Annotated in this window: 21 protein-coding genes; 8 read left to right on the plus strand and 13 right to left on the minus strand. The window is 62.2% G+C overall.

The window, feature by feature from the left end:
* The first annotated feature begins 21 nt into the window (after window positions 1-21).
* A complete protein-coding gene (locus tag OZY47_RS00165; RefSeq protein WP_277179262.1) occupies window positions 22-1,977 on the plus strand; it encodes a threonine/serine exporter family protein in 1,956 nt (651 codons plus the stop codon).
* 103 nt (window positions 1,978-2,080) lie between these two features.
* Here the strand turns inward: OZY47_RS00165 and trpS are convergent, their stop codons facing one another.
* Complete coding sequence (trpS, locus tag OZY47_RS00170) at window positions 2,081-3,172, minus strand: tryptophan--tRNA ligase (RefSeq protein WP_277177951.1); 1,092 nt, start codon at window positions 3,170-3,172, stop codon at window positions 2,081-2,083.
* A gap of 165 nt (window positions 3,173-3,337) precedes the next feature.
* Here trpS and OZY47_RS00175 point away from each other — a divergent pair, with 165 nt between their 5' ends.
* From OZY47_RS00175 to OZY47_RS00190, 4 genes are all read left to right on the plus strand, one after another.
* Window positions 3,338-3,802, plus strand: a complete 465-nt coding sequence (locus OZY47_RS00175; RefSeq protein WP_277177952.1) for a DUF3073 domain-containing protein — start codon at window positions 3,338-3,340, stop codon at window positions 3,800-3,802.
* Between the two features lie 611 nt (window positions 3,803-4,413).
* A complete protein-coding gene (locus OZY47_RS00180; RefSeq protein WP_277177953.1) occupies window positions 4,414-5,379 on the plus strand; it encodes a glutamate ABC transporter substrate-binding protein in 966 nt (321 codons plus the stop codon).
* A 539-nt stretch (window positions 5,380-5,918) separates the two neighbouring features.
* A complete protein-coding gene (locus tag OZY47_RS00185; RefSeq protein WP_277177954.1) occupies window positions 5,919-6,602 on the plus strand; it encodes an ABC transporter permease subunit in 684 nt (227 codons plus the stop codon).
* Window positions 6,593-7,426, plus strand: a complete 834-nt coding sequence (locus OZY47_RS00190) for an amino acid ABC transporter permease (protein ID WP_277177955.1) — start codon at window positions 6,593-6,595, stop codon at window positions 7,424-7,426. Before OZY47_RS00185 ends, OZY47_RS00190 begins: the two co-directional genes overlap by 10 nt.
* A 184-nt stretch (window positions 7,427-7,610) precedes the next feature.
* On the opposite strand, the gene OZY47_RS00195 is transcribed toward OZY47_RS00190, so the two are convergent.
* Window positions 7,611-8,027 carry a sterol carrier family protein gene (locus tag OZY47_RS00195; RefSeq protein ID WP_277177956.1) on the minus strand — a complete coding sequence of 139 codons (417 nt, stop codon included), beginning with the start codon at window positions 8,025-8,027 and terminating at the stop codon, window positions 7,611-7,613.
* A gap of 118 nt (window positions 8,028-8,145) precedes the next feature.
* Between OZY47_RS00195 and OZY47_RS00200 the strand changes: the two genes are divergently transcribed.
* Window positions 8,146-8,340 (plus strand): hypothetical protein, encoded by a 195-nt coding sequence (locus OZY47_RS00200; protein ID WP_277177957.1) that lies wholly within the window; start codon window positions 8,146-8,148, stop codon window positions 8,338-8,340.
* A 119-nt stretch (window positions 8,341-8,459) separates the two neighbouring features.
* Here OZY47_RS00200 and OZY47_RS00205 read toward each other — a convergent pair whose 3' ends face one another.
* Window positions 8,460-8,675, minus strand: a complete 216-nt coding sequence (locus OZY47_RS00205) for a hypothetical protein (protein WP_277177958.1) — start codon at window positions 8,673-8,675, stop codon at window positions 8,460-8,462.
* Window positions 8,676-8,877: 202 nt separating this feature from the next.
* Here OZY47_RS00205 and OZY47_RS00210 point away from each other — a divergent pair, with 202 nt between their 5' ends.
* A complete protein-coding gene (locus OZY47_RS00210) occupies window positions 8,878-9,624 on the plus strand; it encodes a rhomboid family intramembrane serine protease (RefSeq protein ID WP_277177959.1) in 747 nt (248 codons plus the stop codon).
* Between the two features lie 243 nt (window positions 9,625-9,867).
* Here OZY47_RS00210 and OZY47_RS00215 read toward each other — a convergent pair whose 3' ends face one another.
* From OZY47_RS00215 to OZY47_RS00250, 8 genes are all read right to left on the minus strand, one after another.
* Window positions 9,868-10,896 carry an ATP-grasp domain-containing protein gene (locus OZY47_RS00215; RefSeq protein WP_277177960.1) on the minus strand — a complete coding sequence of 343 codons (1,029 nt, stop codon included), beginning with the start codon at window positions 10,894-10,896 and terminating at the stop codon, window positions 9,868-9,870.
* Between the two features lie 13 nt (window positions 10,897-10,909).
* Window positions 10,910-12,286, minus strand: coding sequence for a PLP-dependent aminotransferase family protein (locus OZY47_RS00220; protein WP_277177961.1), 1,377 nt, complete (start codon window positions 12,284-12,286; stop codon window positions 10,910-10,912).
* Between the two features lie 184 nt (window positions 12,287-12,470).
* The gene (locus tag OZY47_RS00225; protein WP_277177962.1) at window positions 12,471-12,779 is read right to left on the minus strand and encodes a type II toxin-antitoxin system YafQ family toxin; all 309 of its coding nucleotides are present in this window, start codon (window positions 12,777-12,779) and stop codon (window positions 12,471-12,473) included.
* Window positions 12,766-13,080, minus strand: a complete 315-nt coding sequence (locus OZY47_RS00230) for a type II toxin-antitoxin system RelB/DinJ family antitoxin (RefSeq protein WP_277177963.1) — start codon at window positions 13,078-13,080, stop codon at window positions 12,766-12,768. Before OZY47_RS00230 ends, OZY47_RS00225 begins: the two co-directional genes overlap by 14 nt.
* Before the next feature lie 154 nt (window positions 13,081-13,234).
* Window positions 13,235-15,661: a hypothetical protein gene (locus tag OZY47_RS00235; RefSeq protein ID WP_277177964.1), complete on the minus strand. Its 2,427-nt coding sequence runs from the start codon at window positions 15,659-15,661 to the stop codon at window positions 13,235-13,237.
* A 149-nt stretch (window positions 15,662-15,810) separates the two neighbouring features.
* Window positions 15,811-18,339, minus strand: coding sequence for a murein biosynthesis integral membrane protein MurJ (gene murJ / locus OZY47_RS00240; RefSeq protein ID WP_277177965.1), 2,529 nt, complete (start codon window positions 18,337-18,339; stop codon window positions 15,811-15,813).
* Window positions 18,336-20,909 carry a DUF6049 family protein gene (locus tag OZY47_RS00245; protein ID WP_277177966.1) on the minus strand — a complete coding sequence of 858 codons (2,574 nt, stop codon included), beginning with the start codon at window positions 20,907-20,909 and terminating at the stop codon, window positions 18,336-18,338. The genes murJ and OZY47_RS00245 overlap by 4 nt, the downstream gene beginning before the upstream one ends.
* Before the next feature lie 89 nt (window positions 20,910-20,998).
* Entirely contained in the window at window positions 20,999-21,502 is a 504-nt protein-coding gene (locus OZY47_RS00250; RefSeq protein ID WP_277179264.1) for an NUDIX hydrolase, read from the minus strand.
* Between the two features lie 1,371 nt (window positions 21,503-22,873).
* Here OZY47_RS00250 and OZY47_RS00255 point away from each other — a divergent pair.
* Complete coding sequence (locus OZY47_RS00255; RefSeq protein WP_277177967.1) at window positions 22,874-24,298, plus strand: CCA tRNA nucleotidyltransferase; 1,425 nt, start codon at window positions 22,874-22,876, stop codon at window positions 24,296-24,298.
* A gap of 204 nt (window positions 24,299-24,502) precedes the next feature.
* Here OZY47_RS00255 and OZY47_RS00260 read toward each other — a convergent pair whose 3' ends face one another.
* Complete coding sequence (locus OZY47_RS00260; RefSeq protein WP_277177968.1) at window positions 24,503-25,132, minus strand: LytR C-terminal domain-containing protein; 630 nt, start codon at window positions 25,130-25,132, stop codon at window positions 24,503-24,505.
* Window positions 25,133-25,240: 108 nt separating this feature from the next.
* Window positions 25,241-26,284, minus strand: coding sequence for a 16S rRNA (adenine(1518)-N(6)/adenine(1519)-N(6))-dimethyltransferase RsmA (gene rsmA / locus OZY47_RS00265; protein WP_277179266.1), 1,044 nt, complete (start codon window positions 26,282-26,284; stop codon window positions 25,241-25,243).
* Between the last annotated feature and the right edge of the window lie 218 nt (window positions 26,285-26,502).

Raw genomic sequence — 26,502 nt, forward strand, 5'->3', positions numbered from 1 at the left:
CACGATCGGCTGACGCACTACATGCCACTGGACACCGCCGACATCGAACGTGACTGGGATACGCCAGTGGTCGACGCCGGCATCGCGGCGAAAGCCAGTATCATCGCCCGGGTCGGGCTGCTTGATCTGCGTGCTGGTACAGGAAGCTTCCGTATTCACGAGCTGATGCACCGTATCGGTTATCCGCTCGGCGTCCACGTTCGCGCGAACATCAACCTCACGGATATGGACGTGTCGTGCAGCGACGGTGTCAGCAGGATTACGCAGGTTGTCGATTTGCCGACAACCGGAGTCAATACGGAGCGTATTTGGCTTCTTGAGCATTTTGCGGATTGGTTCAGCGTCAACATCGGCGAGCCGGGCACGACCTATCACGCCCAACCTGCGGTTTCCGCTGAAGTCGTGCGGCAGCTCGATAATCCGGATGCCCGACGTTCCGTGCTGTCGGCCACGCAAAAGGCCCACCGCGAGATCGAGAAGCGCAAGCGGGTGCACGAGAAGGCCGTCAAGCGCGTCAAAAAGCGCGGGTTCAGGCCTCCCAAGGGGCAGTATGCCAAGCATTTCGAGCATATCGGCAAGACGCGCGAGGACGTCGCCGCCGAGCAGGTTGCGGCCGCCGAGAGCCAGGCTAAAGCCGAGACCGCTTCGGCACAAAGCCGGGCTGGCAATCAGTCTCGAGTAGATGCGGTAATTTCAAATTCCGCCGTTCGTGCCGAGAACATTAGAGCAAATGTCAATCGAGAGAACGCTTCTGGCCTGATTGGTAATGGTGTCGGAAGTATCGATGGCTGTGATAAAGGTGCTTGTGATTCTGCTGGCTTCAAAGACGGAGAGGTTGCGGATAAGGATTCATATAGCGCGAAAGCCAGTAATGTTGCAAATGAGAATGCCGGTAACACCAACGCTGCCGGTATTTCTGCTGCAACGAAATCAGCAAGTTCCCAATCCCAAGCTGAGTCCAAAGTCGCCCCTACTACAAAGGCAAGTCACGGCATCACCGTGCGGCAAGCCCACGAGCGCCTGAGCCTCATCCAACACCGCAAGCCGCTATACGCCCCGTGGTTTTCGGGCATCGCCTCGGCCGTGGCGTGCGCGTGCTTCGTCTTCCTGCTCGGCGGCGGGCCATTCGATATGATCGGTGCGTTCGTCGGCGCGGGCATCGGCCACTGGGTTCGCAGGCGGCTCTTCATCTACCATCTGAACCAATTCTTCGTCACCTTCGTGGCCGTCGCCGTGGCCGCGTTCGCCTGTGTGGGCACTCTGCGCCTGATTGGTATCTTCAACCCGGTCGCGCTGCGACACGACACCGCCTACATCGGCGCGATGCTCTTCGTTATCCCCGGTTTCCCGCTGATCACCGGTGGTCTTGACATCGCCAAAATGGACCTGCCCAGTGGCATCCAGCGCCTGGTCTACACGATGGCGCTCATCCTCATGGCTACGCTCGCCGGCTGGATGGTGGCGACCATCGTCCACCTCAACCCGCAAGGCTTCGAACCGCTCGGCCTCAACCCGTGGGTCAATGCAGGGCTGCGCGCGCTCACCGCATTCGGCGGGGTCTGGGGCTTCTCGGTGCTCTTCAATTCGCCTCAACGCATGTGCTTCACTGCCGCCTTCATCGGCGCGATCACCGACACCTTGCGCTTGACCGTGGTCGATATGGGCATGCCGCCGGAAGCCGCCGCGTTCCTGGGCGCGATGCTCGCCGGTCTGCTCGCCTCGGCTTGGCGCTCGTCGGTGCGCCACGGCTTCCTGCCACCCTATCTTGGCTACCCGCGTATCTGTCTGACAGTGCCCGCCATCGTCATCATGGTGCCCGGCCTCTATATGTACCGCGCGATGTTCTACCTCGGTCAGTTCGACACCCTGAACGCGCTGGACTGGGCCTTCAAGGCTTTCATGGTTATTCTCTGCCTGCCCATCGGCCTGGCGATGGCCCGCGTCATCACCGACAAGGCCTGGCGTTATGACGTGTGACGGCTTTGCCGGAGAAAACACAAGTCGGTAGATAGGTTTTTAAAAACGGCCATTTTCCGCCATTCTCAAAAACTCATCTACCGACTTGTGCGGCGACTGCCTCTTAATATTTCATACCCATGGCGTCGCGGACCTCGGCGAGGGTCTGCTCGGCGACGGCGTTCGCGCGCTTGTTGCCGTCGTGGATCACGTCGCGGATGGAATCCATATCCTTCGCCAGCTCGGCGCGGCGCTCGCGGTGCGGGGCCAGGAACTCGTTGACGGACTTGATGACATACTGCTTCAGCGCCCCGGCGCCGGCGTCGCCAATCTCGGCGGCGATCTCGGCGGGGTCGCGGTCGGTGACCAGCCCGGCGGTGGTCAACAGCGCCGAGACCTGCGGGCGGTTGATCGGATCGAAGGTGATGCGACGCTCGGAATCGGTCGGGCTCTTCTTGATGAGCTTCGCGGTCTCCTCCGCGGTGGCGCCCAACATGATCGAATTGCCATAGGACTTGCTCATCTTGCGGCCGTCGAGCCCCGGAATCTCGGGCGCATCCGACAGGATCGCGGCGGGCTCGGGGAACACGGGGTTCTTCTTGGCGTAACGCTCGTTGAAACGGCGCGCGATGGTGCGCGTGATCTCGACGTGCGGCAGGTTGTCTTTGCCGATCGGCACGACGTTCGCCTTGCAGAAGAGGATGTCGCAAGCCTGATGGACGGGGTAGGTGAGCAGCAGCCCGGTCAGCGCGTGGCCGCTCGCCTCCATCTCGGACTTCACGGTCGGGTTGCGGTGCAGCTCGGCTTCGGTCACGAGCGAGAGGAACGGCAGCATCAGCTGGTTCTCAGCGGGCACGGCGGAGTGGGTGAACATCATGGTCTTGGCCGGATCAATGCCCGCGGCCATATAGTCGAGCACCATGTTGAGCACGTTGTCGCCGATATGCTCGGTGGTGTCGCGGTCGGTGATCACTTGGTAGTCGGCGATGACGATGTTGGTGTGCACGCCCTTGTTCTGCATGTTGACGCGCTCGCGGATCGAGCCGAAATAGTGCCCGAGGTGCAGGCGGCCGGTGGGGCGGTCGCCGGTGAGCATGGTGAATTTGCCCGGATCGGCGTTGAGTTTGGCCTCGGTGATGTCGGATTGCTTTTTGGCGGCCACGAAACTCGCGCTGATCTCGTTGCCTGCCGCTGTGATGTGCTGCGTGTCCGCCATGACCGTCCTTCTTGTTGCCGTGTCGCGTCTTACGTGGGGCGCGTGAAACGTTACAAATATTGCTTTTATGGTAAAAGTCTGAGCCGACAATGAAACATAAGGAAAGCAAGTGGTATCCTTCTTATTGATGAAATATTGCGACTAAAAAATCATGCAGGGGGTCAAATGGGCCGCGGACGTCAAAAGGCGAAACAGCAGAAAATAGCCCGTAAGCTGAAGTATTTGACAACCGATACCGATTATGACGAGCTCGCCAAGGAATTGAGCGCTCGGGAGCCTGGGGAAGGCTCGCCTGACCCGTTCGCCGAAGTCGAGGAGCAGTATAGCCACGCAGGCCATCGCCCCGTGAAGCCGCAGGTTTCGAAGGATGTCCCCCAAGTTGCAAACCAGCGTGATTCCGCTGCCGCTGCTGCCGCGTCTACCTCCGCCTCCTCCGCCGCTTCCGCAGACGCGAGTGTTGCCGACGATGATTTGGACGATTACGCGAAGTGGGCCGCCGAGGCCGCCGCGAAGGCCGTGAATCAGGCGGGCGACAAGTCCATACACAAGAAGGCCGTGCCGAAGCCACACAAGCCGATCCACATGCCGATGCCGAGCGCGCTGCGCAAGCCCCGCCCGAGCAAGGCCTGAAACCTGAAAAGCAGGCCCGAAACAGCAGGTCTGATATTTCCGCGTGACCACAACTTCAGTGGTGCGCGGATTTTTGTATTTCGGAAACTTTAGGGATTCAGAGATATCAAATATACCGAGGACGCCGAGATTATCAAAGATGTCGGAGTTATCAAGAATATTGAAGACGCCGGGGTTTCCAAAACTTCGAACTATCGGCGTATCGGTCTCGTTTGGCCTCTCGCCGTCCCTGCCGCAGCGGTGTAATTCGCTGATGGCTAAGCGCCGCAACTCGCTTCGCGGGCGCGATCGCACGCGGGTTGGCTGTGATTGCAACCATTCGATGAAGCGTCATAACTATTCGCGATATCGTTTGGGATGGTTTTCCTTGGATTGGCGCGGCCGCTGCGTTTAGACTTGAACCACAACCGGTGTACGACACCGGTCATCCCTCCTTCGAATCCAACCCAGCGAAACCGAGCCGAGCCAAGCGAAGCAAAGTGAAGCACGGCGAAACCGGGCCGGGGACGAGCGGATGACCGGCGCCGCGCTTCGAAGGGGCGTGTGGCGGATTGGCGTGGTTGCGCCGATTCCGCGACGATAAGCGATAAGGAAGAAATGAGGGAGGGCACATGGTGCTTTCGAAATCTAGGAAAAAGGTAACGATCGGCTTGCTGGCGACGGTGGCCGCGTTGGGCATTGCGCTTTCGGGCTGCGGTGGCACCAGTTCCGCGCCGGCGAAGAGCCCGGCGCCCGCGCAGGCCACGGGCAAGCCGCTAGACACCAAGGCCTACGACAAGCTCGTGAATTCCGGCGAGGTGGCGAGCGGCTCCACCGTCAACGCCAACAAGTGGGCCAAGGCCGTCAAGGAGCAGGGCGTGCTGAAGGTCGGCGGCGTGAAGTCCTCGGCGCTGTTCTCGCTGCAAAGCCCTGACGACAACAAGGTGCGCGGCTTCGACGCGGGCCTCTCCCAGCTGCTCGCCCGCTACATCCTGGGCGACGCGAAGACCTCCGTGAGCGTGGTCGATTCCTCCACGCGCGAGGCCGTGCTGCAGAACGGCACCGTCAACACGGTTTTCGCCACCTATTCCATCAACCCGGCGCGCCAGCAGAAGATCGACTTCGCCGGCCCCTACCTCAGCAGCCAGCAGGCGATCCTCGTCAAGTCCACCAACAAGACCATCAATTCCGTGAATGATCTGGCGGGCAAGAAGGTCGGCGTGCAGGCTGGCTCCACCGGCCCGGCCGTCGTCAAGAAGTTCGCGCCCAAGGCCAGCGCGCAGGAGTTCCAGACCGACGCCGAACTCGTGCAGGCCCTCAAGCAGGGCCGCATCGATGCCTATGTGGTCGACGAATCGCTCGTGCTCGGCGATATCGCCAAGGAGCCGCAGGCTTTGAAGCTCGCAGGCAAGCCTTTCGGCGACAAGGACGAGTACGGCATCGGCCTGCCCAAGGGCTCCGACGGCGCCGCGTTCGTCAACGCCTGGCTGCAGAAGATTGAGGCCGACGGCACGTGGGCCAAGCTCTGGAAGCTCACCGTGGGCGAGCGCACCGGCGTCACCAAGGTGCCGACGCCTCCCGCCATCACCAAGGAGTGAGCGAGGCTGGGTCGCGTATGCGGCTTGTGGTGCTGGGTATTGCGGACGTCGCTCGGCGTTGTGGACATCGTTATGCATCGCGAAGCCGCATATACGGCTAAGTCCTGGATACGGTGAAATAGCAATATGATCAAACCGTAATGCACGCCGATGGCGTCGCTGTCTCGCAAGGGCGGCGGCGCCATCTCGCGCGTTCGAGATATCGGCGGGATGTTGGCGGGGCGTCAATGAGATATTGGTGGGAACGCGGGGTGCGGGAGAGACACCGCTGAACCCAATCATTTCAATGCCTTCTGATGCGTTTCTTCCTCAAGATTTGTGATTTAAGAAACAACGTCTTCGGCGCGAAACACATGGGGCGTAACGTGATGGAAGACTATGCGGCGAGCGTATGAACGCGATTGCGAGCCGTCGGAAACGGCGAAATCGCGCGGCGCGAACGCTGCGAACACCGCAGACACCGCGAACGGCCGCAGACAATCGCGGACGTTGCGAGGGCTCGCGTACATCGTGAACAGGGATGGTGAAGAAGGGCGGATATGGCCACACATCAATCGTTATGGGGGTCGCTGGTCTACCTCCTCGCCCACTACGGCTGGCAGTACGTCTCCAGCTACGGTGTCGCGCTGCGCATCGGCGTGCTCTCGTTCCTCGGCGGCCTGGCGCTCGCGTTCCTGCTCACCATGCTGCGCGTCAGCCCCATTCCCCCGCTGCGCGCCGCGGTCTCGTTCTATGTCGAGGTTTTCCGCAACATTCCGGTGCTCGCGCTGCTGATCTTCATCGTCTTCGCGCTGCCCGAGGTCGGCGTGGTGATCGACTACGAGCCCAGCGTCATCGTCACGCTCATCCTCGTGGCCTCGGCGTTCGGCTGCGACGCCCTGCGCAGCGGTATCAACGCCATCGACCCGGGCCAGGTGGAGGCCGCCCGGTCGCTCGGCCTCACGTTCTTCGACATCGTCACCTCCATCATCATGCCGCAGGCGCTGCGCACGGTGGTGCAGCCGATGGTCACCCTCTTCATCTCGGTGATCGTCAGCTCCTCGACCGGCGCGATGGTGCCGCTGGCCCACACCGAGCTCACGGGCCTGGTCAACCAGATCAACACCAAAGACGCGCTCGGCATCCCCACCTTCTTCGTCGCCGCGATGTTCTACGTGTGCACGGGCCTGGTGATCGCCGCGTTTGGCCGGTTCCTCGAGAAGAAGGTGGCGCTATGTCGGTGAAATCGAGATCGTTGAGCCCCACCGAGGCCGCGCTGTTCGAGGCGGGTGGGCCGCGTACCAAGCGCCGCATCGCCGTGGGCACCGCTGTGGCCGTCGTCGCGCTGGTGGCGCTGCTCGCCTGGGTGGTTTATCGTCTGTATATCAACGGGCAATTCGCACCCATGTATTGGAGCCTTTTCGCCGACCCGAAGGTCTGGGGATTCCTGGGCATGGGCCTCGTCGGCACCTTGCGTGCGGCGTTGGGGGCCGGCGCGATCGGACTGGTGTGCGGCCTGGTGCTGATGTTCGGGCGTATGTCCGGCTTCGCGCCGATCCGCTGGCTTTCCACCGCCGTCATCGAGTTCGTGCGCGGCACCCCGACCCTGCTTTTCATCTACTTCTTCTTCCTCGTGCCGGCGCAGTTCGGCATCCACATGAGCACCTATTGGATGGTGGTCATCCCCGTGGCCAGCTACGCTTCCGCCGTGCTCGCCGAGGTCTTCCGCTCGGGCGTCGAGGCGGTGCCGGTCGGGCAGAAGGAGGCCGCGCTTTCGCTGGGCCTCACCCGCTGGCAGATGTACCAGTCCATCGTCCTGCCGCAGATGTTCCGCATCGTGGTGCCCACCATGGTCGCCCAGCTCGTCGTCGTGGTCAAGGACACGACCTTCGGCTACGTGGTCACCTACCCCGAGATGATGCAGAACACGAAGGTGCTCATCGCCAACTACAACAGCCTGCTGCCGGTTTATTTGGTGACGTCCATCATCTATGTGCTCATCAATTACGCGATTTCGTGGTTCGCGCGCTGGCTTTCCGACCGGATTGGCCTCGATTTTGAGGTCTGATGCTTGACTGCGTGGACACTTTTTCGATGGGGTTGGAAAAGTGTCCACATACTTATGCGGCCGATTTTTCGCCAACCCGGTAAAACGTTGGTATTCTGCGGTTTCCTTTTAACGCATATATGCATGGGTGGCGCGATTATGTGGCCACTTTTTGGATGGGGGTCAAAAAGTGGCCACGCGATTCTCAATCCAGCGGCAAGAGCGCGGTCAAATCGTCGCGCTCGCCCACCGCGGTGATGCGGCCGGCGTCCTTCTCCTCGGCCCACGAGGTCAGGCCGCACGCCAGGCGCAGCCACACGTCCGGCTCCAGCTCGATGACATCGGGCGGCGTGAGATTATGCGGGTCCGAAGCCGGGCCGTCGAGGATCTTGATCGCTCCCCAAGGCGCCACGCGCACCTCGACGCCGGGGCCGGGGGCCTTGTTCTCCAAGAGATAGAGCGAATAGCGCACCGCCATCGCCCAAGTGTTGCGCGGCAATCCCTCCGGCGAGAACGCCAGTCTCGCCTCCGCCGGCTCGCCACGATGCGCGTCGGCCGCCTTGCGCCACTGGTCAAGCGCCGCCATGCCCTTCGAAATATCCTGTTCCCTAATCGCTGCCATAAGGCCCATTGTATCCGGCATCGGTTCGCGCGAGTCAGGTGGCTGCGTCGTGGTGGCCGAAGGGCATCGTTGGTGATAATCGCCGATAGTTCAGCGTTTGGCAAAGCATAAAAGAAATATGCGCGGCCCAAGCTCCGGCACCGGGGCAATCCTGGACACCTACCTCGAGGCGAGCGGACGGGTGAAGGGCACGAAAGCACGGAAGGAAACGGCCGCGAAACAGGCAAGAACCGGAGACGAGCCTGATATCGGCACCGGCATCGACTGGAACGAATTCCGCACCGCCACCGACTACGCCGCCGCCACCGACTAGAAAACTAATTCTGAAACACCACGAAATGGCTTATAATCCGGCAATTCAATCTGTAACTGAAACGATAAATAAAAAAGGAACCAACCATAAGGTCGGTTCCCTTTTTATATCCGATGAAATCAGGCGGTTGCAGCCTCCGGGCCCTCTTCGGGCTTCGGGTCCGCTTCCTTCTCGAGGCCCAGATCGACCGGCGAAGAGCTATTCTCCCAAGGCTCCTCCCACGGATCGTAGTCGGGGTTCTGCTGCTTGTACATGTACAGCCCGACGACCGCCGCGAGCAGACCACCGAAGAGCAGCGCAAAGAACTTCCAACCGTTAGAAGACTTGTTCTCCATGACGGCTCCTTTCCAGAATTTGTTGGCTTGTACGTTCAAACCAATTCCCCTTCTATGGTAGCCGATTTTTTGTGACGATTGGGTGGAAGGGTCGGAAAGCCGATTGGCGCACACCCAAACCGGGGTATTTAAAACCTGAATCGCGGAAAATGACCCTTTTGTTTTCAAATGCCCCGGTTTGGGTGTGCGCTATCCTGAGGGAATGGCGAATTTCGGTGGGCGGATCAACTTCAACGGCCGTCGCGGCGACCTCAAGACGCAGTGGCGCGGCGGCGGGCCGGTAATCACGTGGGTCATCATCGTCCTGTGCCTGGCGATGTGGGTGGTCGAGGTCGTGCTGGAGCACGCCGCGCCGCTCGCGTTCAACAACATGCTCACCAACGGCGCGTTCATCCCGGCGTTCGCGGTGGCCAAGCCGTGGACCTGGTTCACCTCGATGTTCCTGCATTCGCCGTCGTTCTTCCATCTGCTTTTCAACGTGCTTGCGCTGCTCTCGATCGGGCCGTTCCTCGAGAAATTGATGGGGCACTGGCATTTTCTCGCCCTTTACCTGATTTCGGGGCTCGGCGGCGCGGCCGGGTTGGTGGTGTATTGCCGGATTGCCGGCAACTGGATGATGTCGGCCTACGGGGCCTCGGGCGCGCTGTTCGGTCTCTTCGCGGCGGTGCTGATCGTGTTCCGCCGGGCGGGTGAGGACATCCGCTCGATGCTTGTTTTCATGGCCATCAACTTCGCGATGCCGCTGCTCACGCCGAACGTGGCCTGGCAGGCGCACGTGGGTGGCTTCATCATTGGGCTGGCGCTCACCTGGCTGTTGGTGCGCGGCGTGCCGGCGCTGCAAAAGCGCTCGCTGACCGTGCGCATGCTGGTCTACGGCGGCGCGATCGTGGTGGTGCTGGTCGCTTTGATTGTGCTGTGCGTGCCCAGCCGCGCCATGTTGGGGTTATAGGCGGGTTGTAGTCGCGCTACAGGCGAGTAGTCTCGGACGGCAATAGTAATCGGCCCGATTATGGCGAAATTTTCTTGTTACGCCATAAACGAGCCGATTGGTCGTTCTCAGTGGCTTGAAAATGGCGTCACTGCATTATTCCGCCATAAATAGGCCGCTTGGTTGTCGTCAGTGGCTTATTTATGGCGAGACTGTTGTATCCCGCCATTTTTAGGCCGGTAATTATGTTGCCGGTGCCTCCGCCTATTTCGCGCGATGCTGGCGGATGACCGACTCGACCAGCTTGGAGTAGAGGTCGGGCAGATGGTATCCGGCGGCGATGGCGGCCTGCGGCAGCTGCGAGGTGGCGGTCATGCCGGGCGCCACATTCGACTCGAGGAACTGCGGCACGCCATCCGAATCGACAATGAAGTCGGTACGCGAGATGTCGCGCAGGCTCAGCGTGTTGTGCGCGGCCAAAGCGGCCTCCTGCGCGGCCTTGAGCACGTCCTCAGGCAGGCGTGCGGGCACGTAGAAATCAGTCGGCCCAGGCGTGGTGCGGGCCTCGTAATCGTATTTGCCGTCCGTCGTGGTGACTTCCAGCGGGGGCAGTACCAGCGGCTCGCCGTCGATCTCGAGCACGGAGACGGAGATCTCGGTGCCGGTGACGGCCTGCTCCACCAGCGCCACATCGCCGTACGCGAAGCAATCCACCATCGCCTGCGGGAATTCCGCGGCCTTGTTGACGCGCGTGCAGCCCATCGCCGATCCGCCCATGGTCGGCTTGACGAACAGTGGCAGCTTGAGCGAGGAGACGAGCAGATCGACCACTTTCTTCGCGCCCAGCTCGCGGAACATCGATTCGGGCAGCGTGACCGAATGGGGTGTGGAAAGCCCGGCGAGCTTGCGCACCACGTTCTTGGCGATCGGCTTGCTCCAGGCCGTGCGCGAGGCCTTGGCGCGCGAGCCGATATAGGGCAGGCCCTCCATCTCGAGGATGTCGCGGATGGAGCCGTCCTCGCCGTTCGCCCCGTGCAGCAGCGGCCAGACGATGTCGGGCCGGGTCGTGGGGTCGGAGAGGTAGGGCAGCAGGTCGCTGTCCATGTCGTGGAAGCGGACGTCCCAGCCGGCCTCCTCGAGGTAGCCGCCGACGCGGTGGCCGCTGGCGAGCGACACGTCGCGCTCGTGGCTCATGCCGCCGCAGATGATGAGGATCGAGGTCTTGGAGCGGTCGATGGGCGTCTGGTCCTTCGCGACGGGCGCGGGTTTGGCTTGTTTGATGTGCTTGGCCATGATATACGCTCCTTCAGTGCTTCTTGTCGTGGGTATTGGCATCGGTGGTGTCGGTGGCTTCGGTGGCGCTCGCCGCGTTGCCGGTGGAGGCCGCAGCGCCGGATTTCGCAGCGCCCTTGGCCTCGGCGGTGCCGAAAAGCTCGGCGGTCTTGAGCTCGTTGTTCATCACGCCCGCGAGCCGCTGGATGCCGATCGTGATGTTGTCGGGCGTCGGATAGCAGAACGAAAGGCGCATATGGTGCGTGCCGCTGCCGTCAAGGTAGAAGCCGGTGCCGGCCACGTAGGCCACTTTCGCGGTGATGGCGCGAGGCAGCATTTCCTTGGAATTGAGCCCTTCCGGAATCTTCAGCCAGATGTAGAAGCCGCCCTTGGGCTTGTTCCAGGAGCAGTACGGGAGATACTCGCGCAGCGCCGCGTCCATGGTGTCGCAGCGCTCCTTGTACATGCCGCGATACTGGCTGATCTGCTTCTTCCAGTCGAAATTATCGAGATAGGTGGTGATGGTCATCTGGCTCATGTTCGGCGGGCAGAGAATCGACGCCTCGTTGGCCAGGATGAGCTTCTTGCGGATTCCCGGAGGCGCCACGATCCACGCGATGCGCATGCCCGGCGCGATGATCTTGGAGAAGCTGGACAAGTAGACCACGTTCTCGGCGTCCATCGAACGCAGCGCGGGGTAGGTCTGGCCGTCGAAACCAAGCAGTCCGTAAGGGTTGTCTTCCACCACGAGCACATGGTATTTTCGCGCGATCTCGAGGATGCGCGGTCGGCGTTCGACGCTCATCGTCACGCCGGCGGGGTTGTGGAAATTGGGGACGGTATATAGGAACTTGACCTTCTTGCCGGCTTTGCGCGCCGCGACGATGGTCTCCTCGAACGACTCGGGGATGAGCCCGTTTTCGTCGGTCTGCGCGTTGATGACCTCGACCTGGAAGGACTGGAAGACGCCGAGCGCGCCCACGTAGTTCGGGGCTTCGGCGATCACCACGTCGCCCGGGTCGCACATGATGCGCGTGATGAGGTCGATGGCGTTCTGCGAGCCATTGGAAATCACCACGTCGTCGGGCTGCACGTCCTTGATGCCCTCGAGCTCCATGATCTGCAGCACGTCCTCGCGCAGATGCGGGTCGCCCTGCGCCGAGCCATACTGCCAGGCCACGTCGCCCTTGTCGACCATCATCTTGGCGATGAGCTGCGAGAGCTCCTTGAACGGCATGTATTCCAGATAGGGCATGCCGCCGGCCAGCGAGACGACGTCCGGGCGCGAGGCCACGGAGAAGAGCGCGCGGATCTCGGAGGCGCGCATGTTGTCGGCGCGGCTGGCGTAGGAATCGTACCAGGGGTCGCTATTGATGACCTTGGAGGTGGGGTGATCATCGGCAGTTGACATTGCTTTCAAGCCTTTCTCGAGTCAATCCGGCGCGGGCCAGCGAATCCGGATTCGCACGGCATAACAGCGACTCTAGTCGGAGAATCGTGTCATGCAACCCCAATCGCCGAACCGTCACCGCCTCGACACGCTTCGCCAATCTGTCTGTTGGGCGGCGCGTCTTGCGTCGTTGGCAGGTTAAGGGTTATTGCATGGGTCCTTGGAAGAGCTGCTTGTGCTCACCGATACGCACGAGCCGGATGATGGGGTTGGTTTTATGCGGCAAATAGAGCACGACCACGTCGGTCTTTCCGTCCGAAAGGTGGAAGTCGATGTGGCCGTTATAGTTTCCGCGCGCGTTGTTGAGCATGTGCGGGCGATATCCCTGCGACACCTCGCCATTTTGGGCGAGTTCGTCGATGGCGATTCTCAGCTCGTCAATCAGCTGCGGGCAGCGACGCCGAAACGTCTGGTAATCTTTCGTGAATTGCGGGTCGATTTTAATTTGAAACACGGGCGGCCTCGTCTTCCAAATAGGCGATGGCGTCGGAGCCGTTCGTGAACGACGGGGAATCGTCGTTCACCGTTCCATCGGCACGTGAACGCGCATATTCCATGGCCTTCGCCGTGGTGGCGTTTGGTATGGGATCGTCAAGCCGCACCGAGAAGGGGAATCCCCGTTCGGTGACGAATTTCTTGGCCATGACATTCAGGGCGGCTGTTGTGCTGAGCCCCAGCTTGTCGGCGATATCGTCGAACTGGTGCTTGAGGTTGGTGTCCATACGAAGGGTAAATGAAGTAGTTGCGGTAGACATTTGGTACTCCTTTGGTATCGAAATGATGTCTATATGGTATCAAATAAAATGAAAAAATTCGCCTGAAAAACAATCATATGTTCTCAGGCGAATTTAATGCCGGTTAGATATTGTGCCTTGGTGGCAAGCATGAGGCACAATATCCAATCACGGTTTAGAAGAACTGGACCTTTTCGATGTAGAGCTGGTTGTTGGGCAGGGAAGAGGCGGGGACCCACAGGATGAAGTCCTGCGCGTTCACCTTCTTCTTGAGCTTGACGTCGGTGGTGCCGCTTGCGTCGAAGCTGAACTGCGCGACCTGCTGGCCCTGCGACGGGTCGCGGCTCGAGCCGGCGATCAGGAAGGCGTTGCCGCCGGAGGAGCGGATCCTGACCACGAAGCGGTAGACGTCCTGCGGCTCGCTCAGATGCATGTAGTAGCCGAAGCCCTGCTGGCCCGCGGGGTTGGTGAGGAACTCCTGCTTGTCGATGTCGAACGGGGTGTCGTTGGCCGGCACGTTGGGCTTGGGCACGCTGGCGGCCTTCTTGTCGCGGCTGGAGACGTGGGTCTTGTGTTTGTTGGCCTGCTGGTTGGAATCCTGCGAATTCCCGCCCTGCGAGTTGTTCTGCGAGCTGTTGTCGCCCGAATTGCCGGAGTCGCTGTCGTCGCCGAAGGGCACCTTGTCGACGTTCATGTCGGGCCATGGATTGTTCTTCACCGAGCTCGTGTGGTCCTTGCCGGGCTTGTCGGAAAGCGCGTAGACCGCCACACCGAGGGCCGCGATGACGAGCACCACCACGGCGATGATGGCCACCACCTTCGTGGTGAGCTTGCCGAAGAGCGGGGTGTCGGCGATATCCTTCGACTCTTTCTGCGGCTTCTGCGAGGTCTGCGGCGTGAAGCTCGGCGGGGTGATGACGGGGTTGGCGGCGTCGATGGCCTCCTGCTCGGCCCGCAGCGCCCTGGCCGACTCGTCGCCGGGCAGGATCTCCATGCCGTTCTCGTCCATCATCGGGATGCGGCCGGTGGCCTCGAACTCGTGGCTGTTGCCGCCCTGGCCGTCGTCGCCGTCGTCCCCGTTGAAGCCGTTGCCATTGCCGGCGTGCGTGGAGAAGTCGAACTGCATGGTCGGATTGGTGGTCGAGCCGATGTCTTCCGAGCGCGCGAAATCAGGGAAGATCGAGTCGTCGGCGGTGGAATCGAAGGATTTGAAGACGTCGGCCATCTCCGCGGCCGTCAGGTCGTGCAGATCCATGTTCTCGTCGCCGGTGCGGCGCTGCTCGGGGTCATGGTTGTGGTTGCGCGGGGCCCACCATTTTCTGGACTTGTCGGAAGCCGCGTTCGTGTTGGCCTCGTCGCGCGACGGCAGCGGGATGTTCGCGCCATTGGTCTTGGCGCTCTCGTTGGTATTGGAAGGATTATCGGCGTCGGTGGTTTGCTTCGACGCTTTGCCATTGGCCCCTGTTGCGGGCAGCGGCACTGCATTGCCGTCTTGGCCGGCCTGCTTGCCTTGCGCGTTCTGGGATTTCCGCCCGTTGCGCTGGTTCGAGGCGTTCTTGTTATTCCGATTTGCGGAGGCGTTTTGAGACGCTCCGGCGTTCCCGCCGCGCTTTGCGGCCCCAGTTTTGCCGTTGGCTGCGGTTCCGGCACCAGCTCCGGCAGCTCCGGCAGCTCCAGCGACGCCGGCAGCGGCGGCCGCTCCCCTGCCGCGCGCGCCCTTGTTCGCCCTGAACTGCGCCTGGCTCTGGAAAAGCCCCGCCGGGAAGTCGACGATCGCGTTGCGCTCGCTGCGTCGCAGCGGCACCTTGACGATTGACGCGGGCCCGTCCATGTTCGGCCTGTCGATCTCGGACTTGCCCAGCTCCGCGACCGGCTTCCAATCGCCCAGCAACGCGACGAGCTCCGCCAGCGAGACCATAGGAATCGTGGGCTTGCCGTTCAGGTAGCTCACGGTCAGGCCGCGCTCGCAGATGATGTGGAACTCCTCGGGCGTCTTCTCCTCCAGCGCCGAGAGGTCGAAACCATTGATGTCACTGGTCCTCTGGCCGGTCACCATCGCGTATAGCAGCGCGGCGAGCTGGTAGACGGCGACTTCCTCCGGCGTCATATCCGGCGTCTTCACGGTGTCTTTGAGCAGCCCGACGATTGGCGCATCCGCGATCTGCACGCCCGAAGCGGTGACGCGCACGATATCGGTGCTCAGCGCCCCGAACTCCAGGTCGTCGTCAAGCAGGAATTGCAGCGCCCCGGCCGTCTCGCCGATGATCGAGCGCATGGCCTCGTAGCCCAGCGTGCGCTTGTTGTCGCCGCCGAGGTAGGCGTTGAGGCTCAGCCCCTCGTCGAGCCGCGTGATGAGCGTGGGCACGTCGCCCGTGTGCCGCATCTGGATGACCTTGGTGAAATGCGAGTTGCGCGAAAGGGCCAGCGATGAGGAGATCGCCTCGAAGCTGGCGAAAGCGGTTTTGTCGGTGACGATGAAGACCTGGCAGTCACGCGCGAGAATGCGGTCGTTCGCCTTCCACGCCTCGAGCCCGGGAACACTGCGCAACAGCGACACCAACGTATAACGGTTGCTGATGATGTCTCCAAGCTGTGGCTTCATAGTGATCTCTACTTCGTGGTCGAATCGTAAGGCGTTGCGGCGGTCGAGGCCGTCATTTTCATTCTATCCGTGCGGGTATCCCTACGCCTGGGTGTTCTGGCAAGGTTTTGTGAAGAGGTGTTGGCGGGGCTTTGGGCGCATGTTTCGCGTCATTCGGCCGCGTGGCGCGCCGGCGAGTTGGGGAGGTCAAAGCCGTCGTCAAAATCGTACGGCAGGTGCAGAGCGGTCCGGGTGAGCCAGCCGAGGTCGGCCGGTGCCGGGGCGTTCGTGCCGGAGTCGATATCAGCGAGGTTCGCGCTGTTGCCGGCATGGCGACTGTCGAAGCCACCCGACCCGTGTTCGTCAGCGGTTTCACCGCTATTGCGGGGCAGCGGAACCTGCAGCGGGGCCTGAGCCCGCCCCTGCCGGCCTCCCGTGCGCCTCGGAACCCCGCGGTTGCCGGCGCGCTGCGCCCCCTGCGCGCTGATGAGCGTGGTGGGATGCACCGTGTTCTCGGGCTCGGTCGGCTCCAACGGATACGAGAAGGCGGACTCGTCGTCTGCCGAACTCCCCTGCGCGGCACGCTCGCTGGAGGGGACGAATATGCCGTTCCCCAGCACTTCCGGCTCCAGGGGGAATGCCTCGTAGGGCGAATCCGAACTCGAATCGGAATCCGCGCCCGGCGTCTCGCCGAAGCCCGGCATCTCCTTGCGGACGGCGTCCGCCAACGCCTTGCGCGCCTTCTCCTCAAGCGGATCGAAGGGCACCTCGGCGTGGTGTTGCGCGGGGCCTTTACGCCGCGGCGGCGTGATTTGTGCGCTTTCGGATGTCGGCTCGACCGGTGCGCCCGGCTCGGTGAGCGTGTCCGGTTCGTCCAACGTGTCGTCTGTGTCGTCGGATTGCGCGGCTCCGTTGGCTCCGCCAGCCGTGCTGTTTCCACGGTTCTCCGCGTCCCCGTCGAACCTGCTGGAATTCTGCCGCGCGGCCGCCGGCTGGTCGGCCATATTGGCCATGTCCGGATCCGCCGGCGCCACCCTGCCGAACCGGGCGGTCACGCCATCCCAAAGCAGGGTCAGCTCGCGGGTGCGCAGGATCGAAAGCGTGCCCACGTAGAGCAGCAGGATGATGATGGCGAGCACCGCGCAGGTGCCAACCGCTTGGAACCAGTTCATGTGCCCTCCCCGCACTCCGGCGCCGGTCTCGATATCGGCGTGGAACAGAGCATAGGTCGGATAACGCATGACCAGACCGCCGATTATCGCGACAAACGAAGCGATAATACCCTTTACAAATGTAGTGCCGATCCGCCGCCCGTCAAGCGTACCGTCAAAACGTTTACGTAACATTGCGAATAATAGCGGATATGAGAGCACATAGCTGATCGAGAGCACAAACGCGGTAAGCGATGCCCAATTAAATGGCGAAACGAAAAGCGTCCCGACCAACAGCAACACAACCTGGATGCCCGATTGCGCCGCGATGAAGAGGAACGGGTGGAAGCCGTCCTCAAAAGCGTAAAACGTTCTTTGCACGATGAGGTAGGTGGACGAGAACGGCAGGCCGATCGACAGAAACATCAGCGGTCCCGAGATGAGCACCGCCTCCTTGACACTGATCGAGGGCAGCAGCGCGAGCGTGATCGGCACCGGCATCACCACGAAGGCGACGGTGAAGAAGCACATCATCAGCCACACGTTGCGCCACGATTCGCTCAGGTCGCGCCGCGCGGAATCGACGTCGTGGTCGGCGATGGCCTGCGCGATCTTGGGGAAGACGGCCGTCGCCACCGACACCGCGATGAGCGAATAGGGCAGCAGGTCGATGGTGTTGGCGTTCTGGTAGCTGGCGTTGCCGGCCACGTCGAACTCGCTGATATGCAGTTGCGCCATGGCCCGGCCCGGGATGCTGGTGAGCACGCGCTGGTAGACGACGTTGGCGATCTGATCGATGACCACGATCCCCACGCCCCACGCGGCCACGGAGCCCATCGAGCGCAGGCCGATGCCGTGCACGCCCCAGCTCGGGCGGTAGCGCAGGCCGATGCGGGTGAGCGGCGCGAAGAGAATGAGGGCCTGGAAGGCGACGCCGAGCGTCCACGTGCCCGCCGTCAGCGCGATCTTGCCGCTGGTCCAATAGCCGAGCGGCTGGTGGCTGGCGCGGCCGAACATGAGGATGAAGACGGTCAGGCCCACGCAGCTGATCACGTTGGCGCCCACCGAGCTCCAGGCGTAGGTGCCGAAATGGTCCTTCGCCGCGAGAATCTGGCCGAGCAGCGTGTAGAGGCCGTAGAAGAAGATTTGGGGCACGCACCAGATGGTGAACGAGGTGGTCAGGGCCAGCATGTCCTCGCCGCTGTTGACGTAGAGGCGCACGAGGACGGGGGTGAGCACCGCGATGAGCAGGGTGACGCCGAGCAGCAGGATGATGGCGAAGGTGATGAGCTTGTTGAGCCGGTCCTGGGCGTCCTTGGCCTTGAGTGTGCGCACGATCTGCGGGACGAGCACGGCGTTGAAGATGCCGCCGGAGACCAGCGTGAAGACGACCTGCGGCAGGGTTGAGCCGGCCTGGTAGGCGTTGGCGGCCAGACCGGTGGTGCCCAGCGCCGCGGCGAGCAGGATGGTGCGCACCTGGCCGGTCACGCGGGATGCGGCCGTGCCCACGGCCATCACCAGGGAGTTGTGGCCTACTGAAGAACTCATTCGTCGGGATCCTTTACGCGATGGAATTGGCGCCACAGGCCGAGCACGCCGAGCAGGAGCGCGACCGCCACGAAGATGATGCCACTCATGTCGCTCAGACGCAGGGTGCTGGTGATGCGGGTGGATTGCGGGGTCGAGAACGCGTCGCTGTTGCGGTCGAGCAGCTGCAGGCGGGCGGTGGCGCTGCCGGAGGTGGAGACGCGCACACGGAAGGTGGTCTGCGTCTCGCTGCGCGCCGGCACCTCAACGGTGGCGAAGCGCGAGGTGGCGATCTCCATGGAGTTGGTGAGCGAGGAGACCTTCACCTTCACCGGGTAGGGGTGGCTGTTGCTGACGGTGACGGGCATCTGCGCCGATTCGCTCACCACGGTGATGGACTCGGAGGGCGTGATGGAGACGCCGTTGAGCAGCTGGGTCGCGAGGCTTTGGGCGCTCGCGTTCATGCGTTTGGCCGTGGCGGTGTCGCTCGAGAGGGCGTGCAGGGCCAGGTTGTCGTGCAGGTCCATGATGGCGTCGAACCAGGTGCAGCCGTCCTTCGAGCGCTTCGCCGTGACGTTGGCGTCCTGGCGGGCCAGGGATTGCACGTCGCCGGAGTCGCTGTGGCTTTTGTTGTTGCCGGTATCGGTTGATTTGCCGGTTGATGTATCTGTTGATTTTTTGTCGGATGTATCGTTCGAAGATTTGCTGTTGCTTGAGTTATTGGTGGAATTGCTCGATTTGCTGGAATTATCGGCGCTATTGGAGCTACTGGAATCGTCGCCGCTATTCGCGCCATCCCCGGCCCCGGCGACCACCGGCGTGGTGAGGATCGAGCTGCCGAACCGCGCGATATCGGTGCGCGAGGCGGTCAGCGAGGCGAGCGTCCCGCGGATCTCCGCCAGCGTCTGCATATGGATGCCCGAGGAACCCGCCAGCGCTCGCGTGGCGTTGGCCCCGCTCAGCCGGGCGTCCGAGTTCGAAAGCGCACCCAGGTCGTTGAGCGCAAGCCACGGCGCCTGCTCCACGGCGTGCATCAGGTCGTCGGTGTCACCCACCGCGTCCATCGAATCCGTGGAATCCTGCGAAAGGCAGACCAGCAGGTTGCGCGAGGCGTAGGGCCGCTCCATCTGATAGAACGCGCTCTGCGCCATGAACCGCGAAAGCCGGCCCGCCGTGCTCTGCTCGCCGTCCGCGCTTTTGTCCGTCGCCTCGCCCTGCGCCAGGCGGCTCAGCTCGCTCTGCGCGCTCAGCACGGTGACATCGCCGGCGTCGGTGGGCACCACGTATTTGTCGGTGCGCAGGGTGTCGTCGAGGTCCTCGTTCGCGCCCGTCGTGCCGCTGGTGTCGATCACGGTGCCATAGCCCTGCCGTCGCGCGTTGGTCACCGCTTCCAGCGTCCATGCGCCGCGCCCCTGCCAGGCGTAGCTCGCGGGCTTGGCGTTCTTGTCGTTGAGCGCGTTCTGGAAGCGCGAGACCGCCGTGGCCTCGTTCCAGGATTGCGCGCTCAGCCCCGCCTGCTCATAGGAACCGCCCTCGTTGATGGCGCTGTAGGACGTGATGTCGAAGGCCCCGGGCTGCATGATGCCGCTGGATTTCGGGGGCAGCGAAAGCGTCTGCGCGTAGGTCGGATCGGTGACCACCTGCAACTGCGGGTGCTTGGCGACGAGCTGGTCAATGGCGTGCTCGAGCTTGGCGCTCTTGTCATCGGAATCCTGAGATTTGGCGGATTTCGCGTCGCCCGTCTTCAGCAGCGCGTTGATGGTGGTCTGGTTGTCGGCCACGCCGGCGGCCGAGTTGTTGCCGCTGCTGCCGTTCGAATTATTGCCGCCGCTCGTTGCGTTGCTATTGCTGGAACCATTGTTATTACCAGTGCCGGCGTTGCTGCTGTTATCGCCGTCGAGCTGCCCGGTGCTCATCAGCGATTTGAGCGTGGAATCGTTGACGCGCCAGCCGTCGCTGGTCAGCGGCATCGTGATGGTGATGTTCATGGGCGGCGTGCCCGCGGTGTTCAGTCCATCGGACGAGCGGGTGAAGAAGGTATGGGTGGCGACCTGTTCTTGGTCCGAGCCGTCGCCCGCGCTCGCGCTGTAGGTCAGGCGCACGGGCTTGGGTCCCCAGCTCACCAGTTCCTTGAGCGTGGCGTCGTCGGCGTTGACATCGATGGAGACGGTGGTCGCCGCGCCATTGGCCAGTGCCGGCACGTTGACGCGCCCGAGTTCGTTGGGCACGGTGATGCGCGAGTCGCCGTCGGCCCACTGCTGGATATCGGTGCGCGAGACGAAAGTGTAGAAGTCATTGGTCGCCACGACGAGCGTGCCCGCATCCAGCGCCTTGCCGCTTGTGTTGCGCACCTCGGCCTTGATGTGGTAGCCGGAACTGGCCGTGACCACAGACGTCGCCTCAGCGATTGAGATGGTGGCCGGGGCAGATTGCGATTCGTTATGTTTGGCCGTGGTGGAGGCGGCCTGCAAGTTCTGTGAAACGGGCGCGGACTCTGGCGCCGCAATGGTTTCGGCGCTCGCCATCGACGGCGCCGCAAGCGTGGCGAGAGCGCACAGCAACGTCACCGCGCCAACCGCCTTGGCCGTCAAGGCCCTCAAACGGCGGGTCGGCCGGGTTGCCCGGAGTGGCCGCGGGTGCGCGCCGAGCGTGTCAAGCGCGCAGGGGTGCGAGTGTGACGTCAACCTTTTGCCTGCCTGTTCAGTTTCCTGGCATAGAGCCATGCGATTTTGCGTTCATTAGGATAGCTCAGCACACTGTCCAAATCCTTGAAAGCGACCCAATCGGCGTCCTCGGCCTCGTGATCCGGGTCGCCCTCCACCGTCAGCTCGCCGCCGATCTGGCGCAGCGCGAAGTGGTGCACCAGCTTATGGATGCGCTCTTCGGTGCCGGTGAACCAGTAGTCGATGGTGGCGATGGAATCGATCACCTCGCCCAGAATTCCAGTCTCCTCGTGCACCTCGCGCACGGCGGTCTGCTCCGGCGTCTCGCCCTTTTCGATATGGCCCTTCGGCAGGCACCACTCGATGTGGCCGCTGCGGGAATGGCGCGCGATGATGGCCACGCGCTGCTGGTCGTCGAAAATTAGGCCCCCGGCGGAATACTCGCGCACGACCGGGAATTCCTGCATCTCCAGCGTCGCAAATTTCGTGGGGCGGTCGTTGTGGCGGTGCAGCGGCATCATCTTGGGCGTCGGGCCGCCGTCGGGCTTGATGAAGTGCTTGCCGCGCTCGATGCGCGTGAACCGTGCGACGTGGGCGATGCTCGTGAAATCGGTGGTTGCGCTGGCCGAGCTAGCGTTGGTCGCCCGGTGGATGAGCGTGGAGTTATCTGCGCCGTTGCCGCTGCCTTTATCGTCCCGCTGTTGGGCCTCGTCGCCGACGCTATACGCGGTCGCCGTCCTGGTCGTCCGCATCATCCGGCGAATGACGGCCGGGGTGACCACATGATGCTCGTTTGCCGTCGCCGCAGACGTCGCGCTTTCAGGTTGGGCCGTCTCGGAGTCTGCGCTCCCCCGTTCGTCCTTTTCGCTGGTGCTGGCGGTATCTCTTTGGCAGGCTAAGTTATTGGTATCGCTGGTATCAGCGGAATCTCCAGCGTGGTTCTGGTTTTCGTCGTTATTGGTATCGTTGGCATTTCCGCGATTCTCCGCGCTCGCCACCTCGCTGTTGGTCGAATCGCTTGTGCCGTGTACGTCATCCGTACTCTTCTGATTGGCCGAGTTGTGGCCATGATTGGCAGCGATGGAATCCCGGGCTTCGTTGGTATTGCTGGTAGCTATGGCATCATCAGCGTCGCCATTCGCATCCCCAACGTTCGCCGCCTCATGAATCGCATTGATGACGGAAGCCGTCGAAGCCATTCCTCCGAGCGTCGCGCTCGCCACCCGCGCGATGGATTCCTGCGCCGAGGTTGCCTTATCCGCGTCTTTCGCCCCAGCGTTCGTCGCCTTGGCGAGGTCGTTCGGTGTGAAGCGGTGCGGAACGTGGACGGTTGCGTTCGGCGAATCCTTGGTTTCCTCAGATTGCTGTGGCTGAACCGTATTCGGCGAGTCATATATATTGTCGCCTGTATCGCCAATGGAACGTCCCATCGCACCGGGCTGGCTGGTCTGAGCGTCGCTTTGGCTGCCATTTTGGGCGTGCTCGCCCGAGGCGTTGGCCATCATGCGGGCCAGGTCTGCGGGCGTAATCATAGTTCCAACCTTACTCAGACCAATGTGCAGGTAGAGTAACGGCCATCATCTCAGTACACTCTCAGCCCATTTCTATGGCCCAATACTCTCTTCCCGCGTCTAACAGGCCGCGCCGCTCGCCTTGACCGTCCGTCCGAGGCCAATATCCTTCCGTTTCTGCTGCTAACAAGTCAATCCTGCTAGTTTTCGTATGTTTTCGACAGCAAAAACGTACGTTTTCTAGCAGGATTGACCGGTTAGCAGCAGGAACGAGCCGGAGTACCAGCGAGGGACGGATGGTCGTCCGACGTCTGCCGCCGGGTGGAACGGTGACGGTATGCTGGGGAGCAGTGTGATTTTTCCAGACGTTGGAGGCAAGTCGTGGAGTTTGAGGTGTGGCCCGAGGCCATTGAGCTGGGACGGATGTTCGCCGAGCAGGGCTACGAGCTCTCGCTGGTCGGCGGCCCCGTGCGCGACCTGTTGCTGCATCGTCGCAGCCACGACCTCGATTTCTGCACTTCCGCCAGGCCCGAGCAGTTCGAGCCGATCCTCAAGCGTTTCGGCCACGACGGCTTCTGGGATATGGGCCGCAAGTTCGGCACACTCGGCGCGATGCGTCGGCGCAAGGACGGCACCGAGGTCAAGGTCGAGGTGACCACGTACCGCTCCGACCAATACGACCCCGATTCCCGCAAGCCGGAAGTGAGCTACGGCGATTCGCTGGAAGGCGACCTTTCGCGCCGCGATTTCACCGTCAACGCGATGGCCCTGCGCGTGCCCGATTTGCAATTCGTCGACCCGTTCGGCGGCGCCAGCGACATCGCCAAGGGCATCCTGCGCACGCCCGTCGATCCGCGTCAATCCTTCGAGGATGACCCGTTGCGTATGATGCGCGCCGTCCGTTTCGTGGCCCAGCTTGGTTTCCGTATCGAGCCAGACACCGCCGAGGCCATCACCGACATGGTCGACCGCATCTCCATCGTCTCCGCCGAGCGCGTGCGCGACGAGCTCACCAAGCTGCTGCTTTCCGAGCGCCCTCACGAAGGCATCGAGGCGCTGGTCGACTCCGGCCTGGCCGACATCGTGCTCCCTGAGATTCCGGCGCTCAAGCTGGAGATTGACGAGCACCACCGTCACAAGGACGTTTTCGAGCACACGCTGATGGTGCTCGACCGCGCGATCGCGCTGGAAACCGGCCCCGACGGCCCCGTGCCCGCCCCCGACCTCACGCTGCGCCTGGCCGCGCTGCTGCACGACATCGGCAAGCCCGCCACCCGACGTTTCGAGCCCCACGGCAAGGTGAGTTTCCATCACCACGATGTGGTCGGCGCGAAAATGGTGCGCAAGCGCTTGAAGGCGTTGCGCTTCGACCACCACATCATCTCCGACGTCAGCGAGCTCGTGAGCCTGCACCTGCGCTTCCACGGCTACGTCGACGAGCCTTGGACCGACTCCGCCGTGCGCCGGTATGTCAAGGATTCCGGCCGCCTTTACGAGCGCCTGAACCGCCTGACCCGCGCCGACGCCACCACGCAGAACAAGCGCAAGGCGCTCATGTTCTCCTCGGCGATGGATGAGATGGAGGATCGCGTGCGCGAGCTCAAGAAGAAAGAGGACTTCAACGCGATCCGTCCCGACGTCAACGGCAACGAGATTATCGAGATCCTTGGCGTCAAGCCTGGTCCGGCCGTTGGTCGCGCCTACAAGCATATGCTCGATTTCCGCCTAGATCACGGCCCCGCCGACCACGATACCGCTGTTGCCGAGCTCAAGCGCTGGGCCGCCGAAGAGGGCATCGCCGGCTGAATCTTGCCACATAGGCTGAGTGCTATTTTTCGCCGTATCGGTATCAAAAGATATGGCGAAACGGGGCGTGCTGAATAATCTGCAATGTGTGCAGAACTGCCTCGTATGCGAGCAAACTACTGATTACTTCAGGCGCTCCGTGTCAAGCGAGCTGCGCCCGGCAAACGACGGTAGGTGAACTTATTTCGCGCAGCGCAACCCGGCTCACGCGGCGTCGTGCTGGATGGCCTGGGGAAGCTTCGCGGTGTTGATCTTCTTCAGCGGGGTGCAGCCCTGGATGTTCTTGATCTTGGTGCCCGGCGCCGGAACGTTCTTCTTGTTGTTCAGGTCGTTGAAGGTGGCGCCCACGATCACGTCGATGAGCTTGTCCTGCCGGTTGTCCATCACCATTTTCGCGTCGTTGAAGTTCGAATTGAGCGTGTAGGCCTCGTTGATGGCGTTTGCGCCGTAATAGATTGTCGTGCGCTCGATCTTCTGCGTGGTGTAGTTGCTGACGTTGGTCACCACGAAATGGCGGTTGTCGAGCGCCTCGCCCACGGCCTTCGCGAAGCCGACGGACTTGGTGCCGTTGAGCACGCGGATCTTGACCTCGGAATTCTGCGCGTACTTGGCGGGCGTGCCCGACTGGTCGGCCGGCGCGCACACCGAAGTGGCGCCGAAATTCGGCTGGGTGGCGGGGGTGTTCTTGTCGCCGTGGCTGAAGACGTGGAAGAACATCAGCAGCGCGATGATCAGCACGACCACCATCGCCGCGACCGTGGTGAGGATCACTCGCGTCTGGCGGTGGCGCACATATTGCCTGCGGGCCTCGCGTTCATCCATGTTTTCCGGCATACTTCACATTCCCGTCAACTCGTGCCGCCAGCGGCGCTTGGCGCGCATGGCTTTTGGCGAAATATCGACGACCCTCACTTTAGCCTGAGAGCGTGACGCGGCGAGCGGCTACGCGCCAACGTTTGCCACGGCTTTGTCCAACGCGGCGAACTCGGCGATGGTCAGGGTCTCGCCGCGGCGGGTCGGGTCGATTCCGGCCGCTTCGTAGGCGCTGTTCGGCACCAGTTTCTTCAGGGCGGCGTGCAGGGTCTTGCGGCGCTGGCCGAACGCCGCGTCGATGAGCTCGAACACCTTCTCGTGATTGGGTTCCGTGGCTATCTCGACGGGCTTTGCAGGTCGAATTTTCGGACTGGTCGCTTCGACGTTTCGGCCTTCGTGTTTGTTACTACCAACGTGCTCAATTGCATTGGGATTATTGGTGTTGCCGCTATCTTCGCTGCCGTCGGTCGCCGGCGCATCCTGATACCGCGTGAACGACACCAACGCGGAATCGACATTCGGCGCTGGCCAGAAGACGTTGCGCCCCACTAGCCCCGCGCGTTCGGCGACGCCATACCACGCCAGTTTCACGCTCGGTGCCCCGTAGATCTTCGAGCCGGGCTTCGCGACGAGCCGGTCGGCCACCTCCTTCTGCACCATGACGAGGAAATGGTCGAGGTTGCTGAACCGCTCGAGCAGGGTGAGCACAATCGGCGTGGCCACGTTGTAAGGAAGGTTTGAGACGAGCGTGAATGGGTTGGAAGTCCGCGGATTCGGCGCGAATTGCGGCAAGGTCTCCGGGCTCAGGCTCAGAGCGTCGGCCTTGACGATGGTGAGACGATTTGCGGCCTCGGGCATGAATTCCGCGACGGTTTCCGGCAGCCGTTCGGCCAGCGCCGGATCAATCTCCACCGCCGTGACGCGCGCGCCGGTTTCCAGCAGCGCCAGGGTCAGCGATCCCAGCCCCGGGCCGACCTCAAGCACATTGGTGCTGGCGTCCACGCCCGCTTCGCGCGTGATACGTCGCACGGTGCCAGGGTCGATGACGAAGTTCTGCCCGAACTTCTTGGTCGGGCTGATGCCCGCCTCCGCCGCGATACGCCGGATGTCGCCCGCCCCCAGCAGGTGGCCAGTTTCGGTTTGCTCGCTGGTATGGCTGTTGTCGAGGTCCATGTTGTCTTTCGCGCTGTCTTGTGTCTCGTCTGCCGTCCGTTTCGTCATGGTTCCAAGATACCCGCACACACTAACCCAAGGTTTCCCAAAGAAACTGTAGGAATCTCGAGGGATTGAGTCTTAATTTTTGAATTAGTGTGTGGGTTCCCAAAACTCGAGTTACAAAAGTGGGAGATAGAAAACCGAGAACCTTGATTTTCCGCCGTTCTTGAGTTTGT

This window comes from Bifidobacterium sp. ESL0790 (assembly GCF_029395435.1).
Taxonomy (GTDB): domain Bacteria; phylum Actinomycetota; class Actinomycetes; order Actinomycetales; family Bifidobacteriaceae; genus Bifidobacterium.